Raw genomic sequence first — 19,369 nt, 5'->3', positions numbered from 1 at the left:
ATCAGGAGGAAGAATGCACCTTGTTACTTTCCTGCATGAGGGCCGGGCCACGGTCGGCATTGCAGATCAGGCGCTCACTCAGGTCTCGCCGCTGCCGCGGGACGTTGTCCCCGATATGATTGCGCTAATTGCCAATTTCGATAGCCTGAAGGATGCGCTTACCGCTTCAGCGGGCGCGCCCCTTCCTATCGCCAGCGTCGAGCTTCTTGCGCCAATCCCGCGCCCGGCACGCAACGTGTTTTGCGTTGGCAAGAACTACCATGAGCACGCGAAGGAATTCGCGGGCAGCGGTTTCGACTCCTCGGCAAAGGAAGTCGTGCCGGAAGCGCCAGTCATCTTCACAAAGCCGTCGAGCACGGTGATCGGTTCCGGCAAGTCGATTCCGAATTATCTCGATCCGACCGACAGCACCGACTACGAAGGTGAGTTGACGGTCGTCATCGGGCGTGGCGGCCGCGGCATCAAGAAGCAAGACGCGCTGGCGCATGTGTTCGGTTACACGATAATCAATGACGTCACGGCACGCACGCTGCAGCACAAGCATCGCCAGTGGTTCATCGGCAAGGGCATCGACGGTTTCTGCCCGATGGGTCCGGCGATCCTGACCGCTGACGAGATGCCCGACCCGACGAAAATGCGACTGACGACATCCGTCAACGGCGAAAAGCGCCAGGATGCGTCGGTGACCGATCTCATCTTCGACATTCCGACGCTGATCGAGACGCTCTCGGCAGGGATCACGCTGGAGCCGGGCGATCTGATCGCGACGGGAACGCCGGCTGGCGTGGGCCTCGGCTTCACGCCGCCGCGCTTCCTGAAGAAGGGCGACGTGGTTACGATCGAGGTCAGCGGCATCGGCAAACTCGAAAACCCGGTCGGCTGATTAAGCCTACACAGGTTGCGGTTTTGATGAAGAGGCGCGGGGCATCATCTGCCCCACGCTCAATTCTGCGAGCTTCAACAACTTAGAGCTTTGAAAGAGCTCCAGGGCGAGCAGGCGCTGTCTCCCGAGATGGCGCGTCGTCCCCCGGATGCGACTGAAACCAATGCGTTGCTCAAAAACAAAACGGGAGACAAGTATGAAACGTCGCGACTTCATTGCAGGCCTCGGGGGCTTGTCGACGCTCGCTTTGACCGGTCAGGGTGTACGCGCGCAGGAAGCCTGGCCGAGTCGCAACATCACCATGGTCGTGCCATTTCCGGCTGGCGGGCAGGCCGACATCGCCGCGCGTCCGGTCGCGAGCTATATGCAGAAGGTCCTCGGCAAGCCGGTCATCATCGACAACCGCAGTGGCGCTGGCGGCTCGCTCGGCAACGCGACCGTTGCCCGCGCCCAGCCTGACGGGCATACGCTGCTGATGACGCTGTCGTCGCTTGCGGTTCTGCCCGAGTCGGATCGCATCTACGATCGGCCGGTGGCCTATGAAGTCGACCAATTGCAACCGGTCGCGCGCGTGCTCGCGGATCCGACCCTGTTCGCGGTGCCGGCCAGTGCGCCGTGGAAGACGATTCAGGAATTCGTCGCTGACGCCAAGGCGCGTCCCGGAGCGATATCATACGGATCGTCGGGCCCGTTCGGTACGTTGCACGTCTCGATGGAGATGTTTGCGATCGCCGCCGGCATCAAGCTGCTTCACGTGCCGTATCGTGGCGCAACGCCTGCGATCAGCGATCTCCTGGGCGGCCAAATCCAGGCGCTGGCCTCGGCGCCGGGCACACTCAAGCAACATGTGGATGCCGGGACATTGCGTGTTCTCGCAAACTTCGGCGGCGAACGCCTCGCTGCCTTCCCGAATCTGCCGACGTTCAAGGAATTGGGCTATCCCGATGTCGAGTTCTACATCTGGGCCGGCCTGTTCGCGCCGAAGGGAATGCCTGCACCGGTCGTGACCAGATTGCGCGAGACAATGAAGCAGGCGATGAGCGATCCGGAAGTTACGAAGACGTTCGAGGCTGCCGGTAACATGCCCGCCTATCAGGACTCGGAAGAGTTCGCGGCGTTCGTGGCCAAGGATAGTGCGCGTCTGGTTGCCGTCGCAAGGAAGATCGGCAAGGTCTAACTGCGGCTGCGTGTCCACTCCGACAGCCAGGCCGTGAAGCGGCCGCTGTCGCGGGTGCCGCCATGCCAGGCGGCAGTCACCTGACCGTCGCTTGCAACCATCAGCACCACGTCGAGACCCGCCGAACGGCGCAGGGTCTCGACGGCCTGCTGCGGCGTCTGTGCGATCGGGCCAGCGACGTTGAATGAGGTATTCACCGACAACTCAACGCCGATATGGCGACCGAGCGCCTTGAGATAGGCATGAGTGAGCGGATCGTCCTCGGCGCGGACGATCTGGATACGGCCGGTGCCATCGGCATGGATCACGGCTGGGATTCTGTCCCGTGCATGCGGCTTCGATTGTGCCGTCAGCACCATATAGTTATAGGCGTTGTAATCCGCGTCGGACGCGCCCTCCAGCAAATCGAAATACTCGTGCGCCGCGTCAAGCGTCGCCATCGGCGCCAACGGGCGGATCGCCTCACGATATTTCACACGTTCATTGAGCCGTTCGCGCGTGCCAGCATCGCAGGGATTGGCAAGGATTGAGCGATGGCCGAGCGCACGTGGGCCGGTTTCTGCCGCGCCCTGATAGAGCGCGATGATGGCGTTCTGCCCGACCACGAAGGCCATCAGGTCGGCAATTGTATCGCAACCCTCAGGCGTTGAGATAACGCCGATCGTCTGTGTCTTGATGTCGTCAGCCTGCAATGCCGCGGTGATGTCGCTCTGTGTCGGCGCATCGCCGCAATAGAACGCCTGCGTCATCGCGGCACCGCGCGGCGCGCCGATGAGATGCGCGAACATCCAGGCTGCGCCGATGGTCACGCCAGGGTCGCCGGGTGTCGGTGGGATCCAGAGATGCAGTCGTTTTGCACGCCCCTGAGCCTGGGTGAACCAGTTCTCGTCGAAATGCTGCAGCAGTCGCATGTTGCCGAGCGCGTTCAGTGCCACGCCGCCGGAGAGCACCAGCCGATGCGCGCCGGTGGTGCGCAGCAGATGATCGACGACGTGCTTCATCGCGTCCTCGAAGAGGAGTTGTGTGGCCGCGGCCTTATCGAGGCGATCCTGCGTATCCGGCCGATGCTGGATATCTTCGACGCGCAGCACGGCGTCCGGATTCCAGAGCTGATCTGGTTTGAGCGGCTTGCCAAGGATATCGATCAATGCGGACTTGTAAGGCGCCTCGAACGGGTCGCAATACCAGTTGCCCATCGCGCGGTTGAGCTGGATCTCGCCGTCAGCCCCGAAATGCAGTACCTCGCGCAAGCGAGCGTAATACGGATTGCTGGCGCGATCCATGTCGCCCCAGGCGGCGGCGCCCATGTAGCGGCCCTCGCTGGAGAGCCAAGTCCAGCCGCCCTGTGTTGAAGAGATCACGCTGTAGAACGCGCCGAGGGAGTCGAAGACGCTGTTATTGCAATAGAGCCGTTTCATCTCGCCGTGCTCGGCGACATAGAGCGAGATCGAGCCTTGATCACCGGTCCCGTCGAGGACGGCGATAGCGACTGGCTCATTGCTGTCTTCGAATGGCGACGCTGCAAATGAGAACCAGGCGTGGTTGTCGTGGTGCGGCATCATCAGCAGCGGGACACGCGCAGGCAGGCCGAATTGCTTCCGGAGCAGCTTCGGGGTCCGCGTCATTTGCTCGAGGCGTCGTGCGTCGAAGCTGACGGAGTTCTTGGTGCGCAGCAGCTTCAATCCGTCGGGAAGTTCTTCGACGATGCTTCGCACCAGCGTGCCGAGCAGATCGGGATAGTCCCAGGTCGTCAGCCATGCATCGATATCGGCGACGTCACGGCCCATGGCGCGCAGCGTGACGCGCATCGCATCGAGTGCTGCGCGCGGATATTGCGTGGTGTGCTTGTCGCCCGAGAAGCGCTCTTCTTCGTTGTTGATGATGAGGCGCGGGCCGTGAGCCTGCGTGACTTCGACCAGCGCCACGCCCGAATTGTGCGTGCCGGGCAGTCCGAGGCCGGCGAGCAGAATCGTTTCGCCGCGCGCCAGCTTGGCGCGGAGCTCCGAGATGCGACGGACCGTGAAATGGGAGTCGTTGGCGTGAAAACCTGCCAGCGTCATCGCCCAGGTCGCGACCCGTCGTGTGGCGCGGAAACAGAACCGGCCGAGACGGGGGAAACGGGGACCGATGTGTCGGGGGGATTTCAACGGGCTGCCTCGGATTGACGGAGACCCGCTTCAATCACATCAGGGGCAGGGCAACAATGCCCCACATCCAGTTCAGCCTGCGTTGAGGCGAACGCCGGCGCGGAGAAATTTCTGCGGATCGACAGCTTCGCCATCGATACGGGTTTCATAATGCAGATGCGGGCCGGTGGAGCGACCGGTCGAGCCCACCAGGCCGATCACCTGGCCGATCTTGATGATATCGCCAACCTTGACGTTGATCGCGGACATATGGCCGTAGCGGGTCGACAGGCCGTTGCCATGGTCAATCTCGACCATGCGGCCGTAGCCGCCGGCATAGGCCGCGGAGACGACGCGGCCGTTGGCCGTGGCGCGGATCGGGTCGCCCGTGGCGCCGCGGAAATCGAGGCCCGTATGCATTGCGGGGCGGCCCAGGAACGGATCGCTGCGCACGCCGAAGCCCGAGGTGAATTCGACTTCGCCGACGACGGGCTTGCGATAGGGCACCAGAGCCATGGTCCGGTTGAGCTTGTCCATCTGCGCACGGGTCACGTGGATGCGGTAGAGCTGGCGTTCGAACGGATCCGCGCTCGAGGACAGTTTGACCGGCACAAACGGGCCGCCCATTGGCGCGCGCGGTGTGGCGGATTCGAGTTTCGCCATATTGAGCCCGAGGTCCGAGATCGCGCCACGCATGCGACGAACCTTGGAGTCCATGGATTCTTCAGCCGCGGCGAGTGTCGCAATCTGGCGGCTCTCGACCTGATCGAGCGAGGCCTGCAAACGACCGATCACATTGTCGACGCCGCCGAGTTTGGCGAACTGGTTCGGTTGCTGGGCGGTGAGAGCAGGGGTGCGGGACTCAAGCCGCGCTTCGCGGTCCGGCGGCGCTACGAAGGTCACCGTGTCGCTGATCGGCGACGGCTTGGGGATCGATGTCGTCGGCTCGATCGCGGCGCCGCGGGCCGGTGGCTTGCCGATCGAGCCTGTGATTGACAGATCGGGCATGGCGCCGAGCGCCGTGGCGCGCGATTCCAGCGTGGTCTGCCGGCGCATGACCTGATCGAGCTTCTGGTCGAACTGCTCCTGGTCCAGCATCTGGCGGCTGGTGGTGCGGTCGATCTTGGCGCGGAGTTCGGCGATGCGATCTTCGTAGGCGTATTGCATGTCCGCCTGGCGCGCGATGAGCTTGGTGAGCACGTCGTCGCGAAAGGCAAAGTAAGTGGCTGTGGCCGCAGACCACGCTCCCAGCACGGTTACCGTGCCGACGACGATCCAGAACACGACAGGTCCGATGCGAACCTGCTTGCCACGATGGGCGATCGTGTAATCGCTTTGATTGGCTTTCGGGGGCGGCGCCTTGACCGGCCCGACGCGGCGAGCCTGTGGCCGTCCATGGTCGTGTGCGTGGTGCTGAGGGTACTCGGCATATTGGGTAGGGCGGTTCGACATCAGCACTCCTGATGCCAGCCGGAGACTCGTCGGCTGGCTCAACGGAGGCGATTTGAGCCCTTCATGGTTAATTTTGAGCAAATGACATTGATCAAATCCGACGTGCTTCTTCGAGCACCGCGTCTGCGTGTCCGTCCACTTTGACGCCGCGCCAGATCTTCGCGACGTTGCCTTTTGCGTCGATTAAAACCGTCGTGCGAAGAACGCCTTCGAAGGTTTTGCCGTACATCGATTTCTCGCCCCAGGCGCCATAGGCTTTAAGCATCGATTGCGTCGCGTCCGACAGCAGCGGAACTCCCAGCGCGAACTTGTCGCGGAACGACTCCTGAGCCTTCAGCGGGTCGGCCGAGACGCCAAGCACGGCGGCGTTGGCTGCCTGAAAGTCGGCGGACAGGCGGGTGAAGTCGATGGCCTCTTTGGTACAGCCCGGCGTGCTGGCGCGGGGGTAGAAGAAGATCACCAGCTTCTGGCCGGCATAGTCCGACAGCGAGACCGTGGCGCCGCCATCGCGCGGCAACTGGAAGGCCGGAGCCTTGGCCCCCTCGGCTGCAACACTAGGCGCCGGTGCGATTTTCTCGGGAGTTGCTTTCGGTGCCGCCACGGAGGGCGGCGCAGGCTTCGCAACTGCTTTGGGCGACGCCTTCGCGGCGATCGTCTTAGTCGCTGGAGCCTTTTTGGCGACAGGAGCCTTCGCGACCTTGGCGGCTGGCTTGGCTAGCGCCTTGGACACGGCTTTCGCCACAGGCTTGGCTTGCTTGGCGGCAGCCTTTTTGGCTGGGGACTTTGCCGCAGCCTTGGCAGGCTTCTTCGCCTTCGAGAGAGAAGCAGTCTTGGCCGTTTTCTTGGCGGCGGCCTTTGCGGGTTTCTTGCTGGCTTTCTTGGCCATGGATGTTCCTTTCTTCGCGTTCAGCGGTTCAATTGGGCGGCGCGCCCGACGAGGCGCTTGGCCGCAGTTTCCAGCGTCAGTCCGGCTTTCGCGCCTGATGCGTTTTCTGCCACTGTACAGATGGCCCGTTTCGAGGGATTCTTGCGCGATTTCTTGGACATACGCCTTCCTTTCGTCGCTTTCGGCGGCTCAGTGTGATGACATTGCAAAGCGCCGGCGACCGGGTGGCAGCACGTTGCAGTGCAAATGCGCTGGCCCAAATATGCTGGTCTCGGAGTATGGTTACAAAGGATTCGACGCAACACACGTTCCGTGCGCCATAGGGGCGCCGCAACGACCGCACGACGAGTGATAATTCAAACCGAGGATTGGCAGCGATGCCGGCAGAAGAGCGCTCGTCGGTTGTCGATGCGCGAAGGGCCGGTGACGATCATTCTCATAGTCAGCGCCAGCACCGAGAGGCAATGGCCAGAAATAAGCCGCCACAAGCGTATCGATCGCGCGCCGATGACGAGTCCTTGCAATGGGATGATGCCGATTGGGATCATCAGCATGACGAGGCCGGGCATCACCGTGCGCGCCGCTTGCTGTCCAAGAAAGATAGTGGCTGGCACCGTTTCGGCGATCGGCTGGTTGCGATTCGCGATTGGCTGTCCGGCGGTCGATGGGTCAAGCGGATCGCGGCTGTCGTCGGCATCCTTCTGATTATTTTTGGCGTTTGCTTTGGCGCCTTGTGGGTCCGGCTGGGTGCAGGCCCGATCAATTTCGACATGGCCACCCCTTGGCTGGTCGAGGCGATCCAGGACAATATCGGGCAGGGTAATACGGTCGAAGTTGGCGGCACGCAGATCGAACGCGCCGGGCGGGTCCGGATGGCTGTACGAATCCGCGACATCGTCGTCCGCGATCGTGATCACGCCGTCGTGGCCAGTGCTCCGAAAGCCGAAGTCCGGCTCTCCGCTGCTGCCATGATGATGGGCCGCTTGCGCGCCGAAAGCCTCAACCTGGTCGATGTCGTGCTGGCTGTGCGCATTACGCCGGATGGGCAGGTGACCGTGTCGACTGGCGAAAATGCTCGCCCGATCGCGACGGGTGTCGCATCGCCGCGCACACCAGGGTCGTGGCTCGGTCCGGGCCGACAACCGGAACTCACTTTCCCGCGGCAGCCGCAGCCGCCGGTGGTCCAGATTCCGCAGCCCCCTGCTGACAAGCGCGAGGCATCCACCGGCTTGCTTGCGGGTCTCGATTGGCTCGACAGCCTGACCCTGTCGGGCCTCGACGGACAGAACCTCAACGAGATCGGTCTGAAGAACGGCAAGCTGGTGGTTGATGACCAGCAGCGCGGCAATACGTGGGACTTCAACAATATCAGCCTGACCCTGCGCCGACCGAGCGGCGGCGGCGTCATGATGACAGTGGGCGAAGGCGGCAAGGCCCCATGGACACTCGGCGTCACAGTCGGCGCGCCAGCCAATGGCGTGCGTGCGGTCAGTCTGCGGGCCGACAAGGTCTCGACCCGGAATATCCTGCTCGCGCTGCGCATGAAGGATCTGACTTACAGCGCCGATCTGCCGCTGACCGGTGAGTTGAGGGGCGAAATCGGGCGCGACGGCCTCCCGACCTATTTCCGCGGCAAGCTCACTGCAGGTGCCGGCAACATCGTCGATAACGACACGCCGGATTATCCGATGCCGATCGATCAGGCGGAGCTGAGCGTCGAGTGGGATGCCGGCCGCCGTGTGCTGCTGGCGCCGTTCAAGTTCGTGTCCGGTGAGAACCGCGTCACTTCGCTTGCCCATGTCGAGCCACCCAATGGCGCGACCGACTCGTGGCAGGCAGGGATCAGCGGCGGCACCATCGTATTGGGTGGAGGTCCGGGTGAAGCGCCGCTGATCTTCAACAGCATCGACATCGGCTTGCGTTTCGATTCCGACAACCGCCGGGTTTTGCTGACGCGGGCGAATATCAGCAACGGCGAGATCGGCGTCGCCGGCACAGGCAGCATTGACTACGCGGGCGAGCCGCGCATGACCCTCGGCTTTGCGGGAACGCCGATGTCGGCCTCGGCGCTCAAGCGCATGTGGCCGATCCTGATCGTGCCTGAAGTGCGCGAATGGGTTACCGAACGCATCGAGGGCGGGCAGCTTCAGAGCATCGAGATCGGGGTCAATTCGCCAACGAAGAACCTGACACGGCGCGGGCCGCCAATCCCCGATGAGGGGCTGTCGGTGAAGATCCTCGCCAATGGCGTGGCATTGCGTCCGGTGGATGGCATGCCGGTGATCCGCGACGGCGATTTGCGCGCGCGCGTCACAGGACGGACCGCGACCGTGACCATCGGTCAGGCGAACTCCGAGACCGCGGGCGGACGAAAGCTCAATCTCAGCGATATCGTGTTCGAAGTTCCGGACATGGCGCCGAAGCCATCGCCAGCTCGCGTGCGTTTCAAACTGGAGGGACCGGTGGCGGCCGTGGCCGATATCCTCAACTCCAACCGTCTGAGCGAAGTCACCGGCAACATGCTCGACCCGGCGACCACCAAGGGCAATGTGACCGCTCAGGTCACCATGGGCATGCCGATCCAGCACGAACTGACCAAGGCCGATACGACCTACAACATTACCGCGGATCTGACGGCATTTTCCGCCGACAAGCTGGTGATGAACCAGAAGCTCGAAGCCAATTCGCTGAAGGTCACAGCGAACAATCAGGGCTATCAGGTCAAAGGTGACGTCAAGATCAACGGGCAGGCGGCATCGCTCGACTATCGCAAGCCGACCGATGGCGATGCCGATGTGCGTCTCAACGCGACGCTCGACGATGCAAGCCGCGCGCGACTCGGTGTGGACCTCGGACCGGCGGTGGTCGGCAATCTCCCGATCAAGGTTGTCGGCAAGATCGGCTCCGGGGACCGTGACAGCAAGCTCGGGGTCGACGCCGATCTGACGCAGTTGAAGCTCGATAACATCCTGCCGGGCTGGATGAAGCTGCCCGGCAAGAGCGCTCGCGCTGTCTTCAACGTCGTGAAGAAGGGCGACACAACCCGTCTGGAAGACATCGTCGTCGATGGCGGTGGGGCTTCGATCAAGGGCTCTGTCGAAGTCGATCAGAACGGTGACCTCGTAGGTGTGAACTTCCCGACTTATTCACCGTCCGAGGGCGACAAGACGTCGTTGAAAGCTGACCGTGGTTCGGATGGCGTATTGAAAGTCACGATGCGTGGCGACGTGTTCGACGGTCGCGGCTTCCTGAAATCGGCGATTTCCGGCAAGGATGGGGATTCCAAGAGCAAAACCAAATCGGTCGACTTCGATATTGATGTGAAGCTCGGTGCTGTTGCCGGTTACTACGGCGAGGCGGTTCGCAGCGTCGATGCCAAGATTTCACGGCGCAACGGTACGATCCAGAAATTCTCCCTGAGCGGAAAGCTCGGACGCGACACACCGCTGACAGGCGATATGCGCGGGCGCTCCCAAGGTGCCGGCCGTGACGTCATCTATATCGAGACCAACGATGCCGGCGCTTTCCTGCGCGCGACCGACACCTATTCCAAGATGTCGGGAGGCCAGCTCGCACTGGCGATGGATCCGCCGTCGTCGGATACCCGCGCCAAGGAAGGCCTGATCAACATCCGCGACTTCAACGTCAAGGGCGAGGCGCAACTGGCCAGTGTTGCCGGAGGCGGGCAGAACGCGGCGCAGAGCAGCGTCGCCTTCTCGCGGTTGCGTGCCGAGTTCACGCGGCAGAACGGCCAGCTCACCATTCGGGACGGCGTCGTCAAAGGCCCGACCGTCGGCGCGACCATCGAAGGCAGCATCGATTACCCGCTCAATCAGGTTCGGATGAGCGGCACCTTTGTGCCGATGTATGGGCTGAACAACATGTTCGGCCAGATTCCGATCGTCGGACTGTTTCTCGGCGGCGGCAGCAATGAAGGCCTGATCGGCGTCACTTACGAAGTCGTCGGTACGCCCGGTGCGCCGGTGCTGCGCGTCAATCCGATTTCGGCCATGGCACCGGGTGTGTTCCGCAAGATCTTCGAATTCGGCACCGGCAAGCAGAACAATTCGGTCGAATTCCCGAACCAGAACAACAACAGCAACTAACGACGTCTGTGGCTCAAGCGCAGCGCTCGCCATATTGGGCGGGGCTTAGCTTGACCCGAGTTCGGATGCGAAGCGCTGCATCAGATTTTGGATGATGGCGGCCGTTTCGGGACGTCGCGTCAAGCAACGCGATGTCGGACCGGCAACCACCAGCGACAATCGGCGATGTTGTACCGGCAAGGGCACGGCGACGCCCGCGAGGTCAGCGATATATTCCGATGAACTCTGCTGATAACCGCGCTCGGCCGCCTCTCTGAGTTCGTCCTCGATCGCCTCTGCCGTTGTCGGCGTGGTGTCGGAGAAGGCTTCGAACTTGATCTTGCGATAGATCGCCTTGCGTTCCTCGGGTGAATGCTGCTCGAGAATGGCGCGCCCCACGGAACTCGCATGGACCGGAACGCGGTCGCCGATCTGGGCGAAGTAGCGCACCGAATGCGTGGACTCGACGACATCCAGAAAGATCGCGGACGTTCCGGCGAGGGCGGCGATGGCCGTCGTCTCGCCGGTTTGGTCGGCAATCTCGGTGACCAGTGCATGGGCCGCGTCGGGGAGCGGCTCGGCATCCGCAACGGTGCGGGCGAGGGTGAGCCAGCGAGGACTGGGATAGTAGCCGTTGCGCACACGGGGCTCATAGAGCCAGCCCTTCTCGGCGATAGTGCCGACGAGATTGAACGTGCTGGAGCGCGGCCAGCCGAGGTCGTCCGAAATTTCGGCCAGCGTCGCGGGGCGTTTACGTCGGGCGAAATACTCCATCAATTCCAGGACGTTGGCAGCTTGTCTGACCAGCATTGAAATTCTCGTTCTTCCCTCTGGGGCGCGCCACGAATGGCGAACTGCCCGCGTTTCCGCACGGTCTGGTTGGTCTCTGTATCGCTGAAATGGTTTTGAAAGCCATCCACATCACCAACACTGGTCTTGACTTATAATTCACGTATAGGTCTTATAAATTCATAAACAAGAATTATTCGCGTGATCGCCGGCAGGCACGTTGCCGGGGGTGAAGCACGGAATTCGTCAGGGGAGGAATAGATGACCATTCGCAATGCTGTTGCCGTGTCCGCCGTGGCGCTGTCGCTCGGGCTGTTGTCCGCGCCGATGGCGTCGGCGCAGACGCCGGTGAAACTCGGCGTTCTCGCCGATATGTCCGGCATCTTCTCGGATATCGGCGGCATGGGCTCGTTCGATGCCACCAAGATGGCTGTCGAGGACTTCAACAAGCTCCCGGGCGCGGACAAGTTCAAAGTCGAAGTGATCCAGGGCGATCCGCAGAACAAGCCGGACATCGCGCGCAACATTGCTCGCAAGTGGTACGAGACCGAAGGGGTCGATGTTCTGGTGGACATTCCGACCAGCGCCACGTCGCTGGCTGTCGCGCCGCTGACGGCCGAACTCAACAAGGTTGCGTTGTTCACGGCATCCGGCACCTCCGATCTGACCGGAAAGTCCTGCACCCCGAACTCGGTGCACTGGACCTACGATACCTGGGCGCTGGCGCACGGCACGGCCGATGCCATGACCAAGGCCGGTGGCAAGAGCTGGTTCTTCCTCACCGTCGATTTCGCGCTCGGCGCTTCGCTGGAGCGCGATGCCACCGCCGTGATCAATGCCAATGGCGGCAAGGTGCTCGGTAGCATCAAGCATCCGACAGACTCGAACGATTTCGCGTCCTATCTGCTGCAGGCGCAGGCATCGAAGGCCGACATCATCGCGCTGGCGAATGCTGGCGGTGATACCATCAAGGCGATCAAGCAGGCCTCAGAGTTCGGCATCGTACAGGCCGGTCAGAAGCTCGCCGGCATGCTGATGTTCATTTCGGATATCCACTCTCTCGGTCTCAACACGGCGCAGGGCCTGCAGCTCACCGAGGGCTTCTATTGGGATTTGAACGAGCAGACCCGCACCTTTGGCGAGCGGTTCGCCAAGCGCAACAACGGCCGCTATCCCAGCATGAACCAGGCCGGCGCCTATTCGGCGTCGCTCACCTATCTGAAGGCGGTCGCCAAGGTCGGCTCGCCGAAGGATGGCGCGGCGGTCGTGAAGGCGATCCGCGAGATGGGTACGTTCGACGATCCGCTGTTCGGCAAGACCACGCTGCGTGAAGACGGCCGCGTGTTGCACGACATGTATCTGTTGCAGGTCAAGAAGCCCGCTGAGTCGAAGAAGCCGTACGATTACTACAATGTTCTGGCGACGATCCCGGCCGATACTGCATTCCGTCCGCTCAAGGACGGCGGCTGCCCGCTGATCAAGTAACGGCTGCATAACGAACGACGAGAGCGCGCAGATGTCGGTGACCCCGCACTGCGCGTTTTTCATTGTCTGAACTGCAATTTCAAAACCATCACAAGGACAACAGAATGCGTCTAGCAAATAAACTCGCCGCCGTCACCGCTGCTGCATCGGGCATGGGACGCGCCGGCGTCGAACTGTTCCTCAAGGAAGGCGCCAAGGTCGCCGCCATTGACGTCAATGCGGACGCGCTCGCGCAGCTCAAATCCGACATGAAGAAGCTGGGTTATGAGCTCACCATCATCCAGGCCGATCTGTCGAAGACCGAACAGATGAAGAGTTCAGTCAACGACGCGGCTGCCGCGCTTGGCGGTATCGATATCCTCTGGGCCCATGCCGGCACACCGGGGCCGGCCGGGGTCGAGAATCTCGATCTCGCGGCTTACGAATTCGCGATGGCGCTCAATGTCACCTCCGCCACGCTGGCGGCCGGCGAAGTCATCAAGCACATGCGCAAGCGTGGCGGCGGTTCGGTGATTTTCACCTCATCGGTGTCGGGCATCGTCGGCTCGATGATGAGCCCGATCTATTCGGCTGCTAAATTCGCGGTAGTCGGCCTCACCAAGTCGCTGGCGCAGGCATTCGCTTCCGATCAAGTCCGCGTCAACGTGATCTGCCCGGGTCTTGCGGATACGCCGATGAAGCTCGGCTTCACCGGCCGCTCGGGCGTCGCAGCGGAAGCAGCGGCCAACGAGGCCAAACTCTTGGCAGCCGTGCCCATGGGCCGCCTCTGCAAGGCAGAGGACGTTGCACATGCCGCACTGTGGCTCGCCTCCGACGACGCCTCCTTCATCACCGGCGTCGCGTTGCCGGTGGATGGCGGCTTCATCGCGCGCTGATCGGCGGTCACTCCCAAAATAGCAAAGGGCGCGGTCCTTGCTGACCGCGCCCTTTGTGCTTGAGGGATATCTGCGTCAAGCGGCGCGAACGCCGGCGAGGAAGGTTTTGACTTCGCCGGACAGTTGCTCGGCCTGTTTCGACAGGCCGGTTGCCGCACTCAGCACCATGCCCGCAGCGTTGCCGGTCTCGTGCGCTGCCGAGCTGACACCGCCGATATTGGTGGTGACGTTCTGGGTCGCTTGCGCCGTCTGCGTCACGTTGCGAGCAATTTCCGCAGTCGCCGTACCTTGCTCCTCGATGGCAGAGCCGATCGTGGTGGCGATGGCGCTGACTTCTTCGATCGTGGCGGTGATGCCCTGGATCGCGTCGACCGCTTCCCTGGTTGCACTCTGGATCTGCGCGATGCGGGTGCTGATTTCCTTGGTGGCATCGGCGGTCTGCCCGGCGAGGCTCTTCACTTCGGTGGCGACCACCGCGAAGCCGCGGCCAGCATCGCCAGCGCGTGCAGCTTCGATGGTGGCGTTCAGAGCGAGGAGGTTGGTCTGGGCCGCGATGGTTTGGATCAGCTCGACAACATGTTCGATCTGCTGCGCGCCATCCGCCAGCGCGCGCACGATGGTGTCGGTGCGGCGTGCACTATCCACGGCGTGCGACGTGATCTTGGCGGACTGGGCCATCTGGCGGGCGATCTCGGTGATCGACGACGATAGTTCTTCGGCGGCAGATGCGACTGTCTGAACGCGCGTGCTGGCTTCGGTCGCAGCCGAGCTGACCATGGTGGCCTGCTGGTTGGTGCGATCGGCTGTGCCCGTCATGGACTGTGCGGTGGCTTCGAGCTCGGTCGACCCCGATGCCATCAGTCCGACAAGCTGGCCGACGGATGCGTCGAAACGATTGGCGAGAGCGATCAAGGCCTCGCGTTTCTCGGCTTCGCTCATCTGCTTGAGCTTGGCCTGCTCGGCTTCGAGAGACCGCGCCGTCAGCGATGTCTGGCGCAGCATCTCCAGCGTTTCCGCCATGCGGCCGATTTCGTCGCCGCGATCAGTCTCCTCAACCTTGGCGTCGAGCGCGCCGTTGGCGATGTCATGCATGCGTGACTGCAACCGGCGAAGTGCGCCCAGAATGTCGCTGGAAATCAGCCAGGACAGCAGCGCCATCAAAGCGAGCACGCCGGCACCGATAGCGCCGAGGCGCATCAGCAGGGCGTTCATGTCGGCATCGAGGTCGTCCACATAGACGCCAATACTGATGACGACGTTCCACGGCGCGAATTTACGGGCGAACACGACTTTCGGTCGGGGCTCATCCTGTCCAGGACGTGGATACAGATAGGTCGCGGTCGCACCTTCAGGCTTGCTGTTGGCGGCGGCGATGACGGCGGAGGCGATCAGGACGCCATTGGAATCCTTACCGTTGGTGATGGTGCCTTCGAGCTTCGGTAGCGTGCCATGGACCATCACGGTGGAGTCGGCGCGATAGGCGAGCACGTAGCCCTGTCCCTTGTCGAACAACATGCGCCGGCTGCGCAGGCGAAGCTGATCTTCGGCTTCGGGCAACTTCATCTTGCCCGCTTCAACTTCGTCCTGGAGCGATTGTGCGAGGCCAGTGACGAGATCGACGGCGGTGCGGAGCTGCAAAATCCGATCCTCCATCATCCGCTTCTGACTAAGCGAAGCGGCGACCGCGATGACGGCGCAGACCGCAATGGCAGAGACTGCGACCATGCTGACGAGCTTGGTGCGGATCGTGAAGTTACTGAGCAGACTCATCTGGACCTCGGCGTGAACGTGACCAGACAATGATACCGTCAACCTGCTTACCAATGGTAAATCACGGGTTGCAATGCGTCCTTTTCAGCATGCGTCGCTTCGTTAGGTCCTGAAATGAATGAGGCGCAGTCATTGCTGACTGCGCCTGTCATTCAATGGGGTTTGGTTCGTCGTGCTTAGGCGGCGCGCACGCCCGCGAGGAAGGTGGTGACTTCGCCGGACAGTTGCTCGGCCTGTTTCGACAGGCCGGTTGCCGCACTCAGCACCATGCCCGCAGCGTTGCCAGTCTCATGCGCTGCCGAGCTGACACCGCCGATATTGGTGGTGACGTCCCGCGTAGCTTGCGCCGTCTGGGTGACGTTGCGGGCGATCTCCGCCGTTGCCGCGCCTTGTTCCTCGATGGCCGAGCCGATCGTAGTGGCGATGGCGCTGACCTCTTCAATGGTGGCGGTGATGCCCTGGATCGCGTCGACCGCTTCCCTGGTTGCACTCTGGATCTGCGCAATGCGGGTGCTGATTTCCTTGGTGGCGTCGGCGGTTTGACCGGCAAGGCTCTTCACTTCGGTTGCCACGACGGCGAAGCCGCGGCCGGCATCGCCGGCGCGGGCGGCTTCGATCGTGGCATTCAGCGCCAGCAGGTTGGTCTGGCCGGCAATCGTCGAGATCAGTTCGACCACATGCTCGATCTGCTGCGCGCCGTCAGCAAGGGCACGAACGATGGTGTCGGTGCGGCGAGCGCTATCAACGGCGTGGGTGGTGATCTTGGCCGACTGCGCCATCTGACGCGCGATCTCGGCAATCGACGACGACAGTTCTTCGGCGGCAGCGGCGACTGTCTGTACGCGAGTGCTGGCCTGCGAGGCGGCGGTGCTAACGATATCAGCCTGATCGTTGGTGCGGGCGGCCGTGCCGCTCATCGACTGCGCGGTGGCTTCGAGTTCGGTCGAACCGGAAGCCATCAGGCCGACCAACTGACCGACAGATGAGTCGAAACGGTCGGCGAGGGCGATCAGCGCGTCGCGCTTCTCGGCTTCGCTCATCTGCTTCAGCTTCGCCTGTTCGGCTTCCAGCGTACGTGCGGTGAGCGAGGTTTGGCGCAGCATCTCCAGCGTCTCGGCCATGCGGCCGATTTCGTCGCCGCGGTCGGTCTCGCCGACGTTCTCGTCCAGCGAACCATTGGCGATTTCATGCATGCGCCTCTGGAGTCGACGCAGTGCGCCGAGGATGTCGCTGGCGATCAGCCAGGACAGCAGCGCCATCACGGCGAGCACACCGGCGCCGACAGAACCAAGGCGAATAAGCAGGGCATTCACGTCGGCGTCGAGGTCATCAACATAGAGCCCGATGCTGAAGGTGACGTCCCAAGGTGCATAGTAGCGCGCGAAGACCATCTTTGGGACAGGTTCTGTCTGACCTGGTCGCGGATAGTAATAATAGGTGCTGCCGCCGGTCGGCGTCTGACGCGCGGCTTCGATGACAGCCTTGGACATCATGACGCCATTCGAGATCCTTGGCACCCGTGTTCTTGTCTTCGAGCTTTGGGTTACCGCCATTCACAAACTGGACGCCATCAGGTCTGTAGGCGAGGAGATAGCCTTGCTTGTTGCCGAAGTTCATGTTGCGGGCCAACTGACGGTAGCGCAGCTGGGCATCGGTGAGGCTCGTCTTTCCGGCGGTGACATCTTCCTGCACGGCATCTGCCAGTGTCACCATCAGTTCGGCCGCGGTCTTGAGCTGCTCCATACGGTCCTGCTGCATGCGCTTCTGGCTGAGCGAAGCGGCGACGGCAACAACGGCGCAGACCGAAGCGACGGACACCAGCACCATACTGGTGAGCTTGGTGCGGATGGTGAAGTAACTGAGCAGACTCATCTGGACCTCTGAATGTAGCTTGCCGGACAATAGTACCGCAAATCTGCTTACCAATGGTGAATCACGGATTGCGAAGCGCATCTTAAAGAGGGGCAGTGAGTGTCACTTGGCGGCAGGCGCTTAAGGCAGAAAGGCGCGGTCATCGCTGACCGCGCCTTTCATACAAGGATGTAGCTGCGTTTTAGGCAGCCCGCACGCCGGCGAGGAACGTCGTGACTTCGCCAGACAATTGCTCGGCCTGCTTCGATAGGCCGGAAGCGGCGTTGAGCACCATGCCGGCAGCGTCGCCGGTCTCATGCGCGGCAGCGCTGACGCCGCCAATATTGGTGGTGACGTCCTGTGTAGCTTGCGCCGTCTGGGTCACGTTGCGGGCAATCTCCGCTGTCGCGGCACCTTGCTCCTCAATGGCGGAGCCGATCGTGGTGGCGATGGCGCTGACCTCCTCGATGGTGGCAGTGATGCCCTGAATCGCATCGACCGCTTCCTTGGTCGCGCTCTGGATTTGCGCGATGCGGGTGCTAATTTCCTTGGTGGCGTCGGCGGTCTGACCGGCGAGGCTCTTCACTTCGGTCGCCACGACGGCGAAGCCGCGGCCTGCGTCGCCCGCACGGGCTGCTTCGATCGTGGCGTTGAGTGCGAGCAAGTTGGTCTGGCCGGCGATGGTGGAGATCAGTTCGACCACGTGCTCGATCTGCTGCGCGCCGTCAGCAAGGGCACGAACGATAGTGTCGGTGCGGCGGGCGCTATCAACGGCGTGGGTCGTGATCTTGGCCGACTGCGCCATTTGACGCGCGATCTCGGCGATAGATGATGACAGCTCCTCGGCGGCGGCGGCGACCGTCTGCACACGGGTGCTGGCTTGCAAGGCGGCAGTGTTGACGATGCCGGCCTGGTCATTGGTGCGGGCGGCGGTGCCGCTCATCGACTGAGCGGTGGCTTCGAGTTCGGTGGAACCGGACGCCATCAGGCCGACCAACTGACCGACAGATGAGTCGAAATGATCGGCGAGGGCAATCAGCGCGTCGCGCTTCTCGGCTTCACTCATCTGTTTCAACTTGGCCTGCTCGGCTTCGAGGGAGCGGGCGGTCAGCGAGGTCTGGCGGAGCATTTCCAGCGTTTCGGCCATGCGGCCGATTTCGTCGCCGCGGTCCGTTTCGCCGACATTCTCATCGAGCGCGCCATTGGCAATCGCGTGCATACGAGCCTGCAGCCGGCGGAGTGCGCCCAGGATGTCGCTGGCCATCAGAAAGGACAGCAGTGCCATCACAGCGAGGACGCCGGCGCCGAGCGAGCCAAGGCGGACGAGGAGAGCATTAACGTCGGCGTCGAGGTCATCGATATAAAGGCCGGTGCTAAACGTGATATCCCATGGGGCATAGTAACGAGCAAAGACCATTTTGGCGGTCGGCTCGGTTTGGCCGGGACGCGGATAGAGATAGTAAGTGCTGCCGCCATTGGCGGTCTGGCGTGCGGCGTCGATGATTGCTCTGGAAATCAGGATGCCATTGGAATCCTTGGCGCCCGTATTCTTGTCTTCCAGCTTCGGGTTGCCGGCATTCACCAGGAGAACGCCATCAGGTTTGTAGGCGACGAGATAGCCTTGCTTGTTGCCGAAGGTCATGTTGCGAGCCAGTTGGCGGTAGCGCATCTGGGCGTCGGCCAAGGTGATCTTTCCGGCCGCGATTTCTTCCTGCATGCTGTCGGCCATGCCGACCATCAGATCGACCGCAGTGTGAAGCTGCTCCATGCGGTCCTGCTGCATGCGCTTCTGGCTCAGCGAAGCGGCCACCGCAATGATGGCGCAAATAGACGCAGCAGAGACCAGCACCATGCTGGTGAGCTTGGTGCGAATGGTGAAACGGCTAAGCAAACTCATGTCAACCTCTGATCGGAGCACTACTGGCAAAGAGATACCAGCTAGTCGCTTACCAATCGTGAAAGCTGACAAACTCAATGAGTTCGCTGTGCG

At 62.2% G+C, this 19,369-nt stretch carries 13 protein-coding genes and 1 pseudogene; 5 read left to right on the top strand and 9 right to left on the bottom strand.

What is annotated here, in order from left to right; all coding sequences use genetic code 11:
• The first annotated feature begins 13 nt into the window (after positions 1-13).
• On the top strand, positions 14-883 hold the full coding sequence (locus RSO67_RS03245) for a fumarylacetoacetate hydrolase family protein (protein ID WP_315842339.1): 870 nt from the start codon (positions 14-16) through the stop codon (positions 881-883).
• Between the two features lie 196 nt (positions 884-1,079).
• Complete coding sequence (locus RSO67_RS03240; RefSeq protein ID WP_315842338.1) at positions 1,080-2,060, top strand: tripartite tricarboxylate transporter substrate binding protein; 981 nt, start codon at positions 1,080-1,082, stop codon at positions 2,058-2,060.
• Here the strand turns inward: RSO67_RS03240 and RSO67_RS03235 are convergent.
• From RSO67_RS03235 to RSO67_RS03215, 5 genes are all read right to left on the bottom strand, one after another.
• The gene (locus RSO67_RS03235; protein ID WP_315842337.1) at positions 2,057-4,120 is read right to left on the bottom strand and encodes a carbamoyltransferase C-terminal domain-containing protein; all 2,064 of its coding nucleotides are present in this window, start codon (positions 4,118-4,120) and stop codon (positions 2,057-2,059) included. The genes RSO67_RS03240 and RSO67_RS03235 overlap by 4 nt on opposite strands.
• Before the next feature lie 159 nt (positions 4,121-4,279).
• Positions 4,280-5,638: a M23 family metallopeptidase gene (locus RSO67_RS03230; RefSeq protein ID WP_315842336.1), complete on the bottom strand. Its 1,359-nt coding sequence runs from the start codon at positions 5,636-5,638 to the stop codon at positions 4,280-4,282.
• A 91-nt stretch (positions 5,639-5,729) separates the two neighbouring features.
• A complete protein-coding gene (locus RSO67_RS03225) occupies positions 5,730-6,524 on the bottom strand; it encodes a peroxiredoxin (protein WP_315842335.1) in 795 nt (264 codons plus the stop codon).
• Between the two features lie 20 nt (positions 6,525-6,544).
• On the bottom strand, positions 6,545-6,685 hold the full coding sequence (locus RSO67_RS03220) for a hypothetical protein (RefSeq protein ID WP_158005733.1): 141 nt from the start codon (positions 6,683-6,685) through the stop codon (positions 6,545-6,547).
• A gap of 195 nt (positions 6,686-6,880) precedes the next feature.
• On the bottom strand, positions 6,881-7,441 hold the full coding sequence (locus RSO67_RS03215) for a hypothetical protein (RefSeq protein ID WP_315842334.1): 561 nt from the start codon (positions 7,439-7,441) through the stop codon (positions 6,881-6,883).
• On the opposite strand from RSO67_RS03215, the gene RSO67_RS03210 reads away from it, so the two are divergent.
• A complete protein-coding gene (locus RSO67_RS03210) occupies positions 7,397-10,630 on the top strand; it encodes a DUF3971 domain-containing protein (protein ID WP_315842333.1) in 3,234 nt (1,077 codons plus the stop codon). The genes RSO67_RS03215 and RSO67_RS03210 overlap by 45 nt on opposite strands.
• 45 nt (positions 10,631-10,675) lie before the next feature.
• Here the strand turns inward: RSO67_RS03210 and RSO67_RS03205 are convergent, their stop codons facing one another.
• A complete protein-coding gene (locus RSO67_RS03205) occupies positions 10,676-11,419 on the bottom strand; it encodes an IclR family transcriptional regulator (protein WP_315842332.1) in 744 nt (247 codons plus the stop codon).
• Positions 11,420-11,659: 240 nt separating this feature from the next.
• Here RSO67_RS03205 and RSO67_RS03200 point away from each other — a divergent pair, with 240 nt between their 5' ends.
• Complete coding sequence (locus tag RSO67_RS03200; protein ID WP_315842331.1) at positions 11,660-12,883, top strand: ABC transporter substrate-binding protein; 1,224 nt, start codon at positions 11,660-11,662, stop codon at positions 12,881-12,883.
• A 104-nt stretch (positions 12,884-12,987) separates the two neighbouring features.
• On the top strand, positions 12,988-13,758 hold the full coding sequence (locus tag RSO67_RS03195; protein ID WP_315842330.1) for an SDR family NAD(P)-dependent oxidoreductase: 771 nt from the start codon (positions 12,988-12,990) through the stop codon (positions 13,756-13,758).
• 75 nt (positions 13,759-13,833) lie between these two features.
• Here the strand turns inward: RSO67_RS03195 and RSO67_RS03190 are convergent, their stop codons facing one another.
• From RSO67_RS03190 to RSO67_RS03180, 3 genes and pseudogenes are all read right to left on the bottom strand, one after another.
• Positions 13,834-15,528, bottom strand: coding sequence for a methyl-accepting chemotaxis protein (locus RSO67_RS03190; RefSeq protein ID WP_315842329.1), 1,695 nt, complete (start codon positions 15,526-15,528; stop codon positions 13,834-13,836).
• Between the two features lie 176 nt (positions 15,529-15,704).
• Positions 15,705-17,400, bottom strand: a pseudogene (locus RSO67_RS03185) (methyl-accepting chemotaxis protein).
• Positions 17,401-17,581: 181 nt separating this feature from the next.
• Positions 17,582-19,276 (bottom strand): methyl-accepting chemotaxis protein, encoded by a 1,695-nt coding sequence (locus tag RSO67_RS03180; RefSeq protein ID WP_315842328.1) that lies wholly within the window; start codon positions 19,274-19,276, stop codon positions 17,582-17,584.
• Between the last annotated feature and the right edge of the window lie 93 nt (positions 19,277-19,369).

Source organism: Tardiphaga sp. 709 (assembly GCF_032401055.1).
Lineage (GTDB): Bacteria > Pseudomonadota > Alphaproteobacteria > Rhizobiales > Xanthobacteraceae > Tardiphaga.
This window is presented reverse-complemented; position numbering and strand designations above follow the sequence as displayed.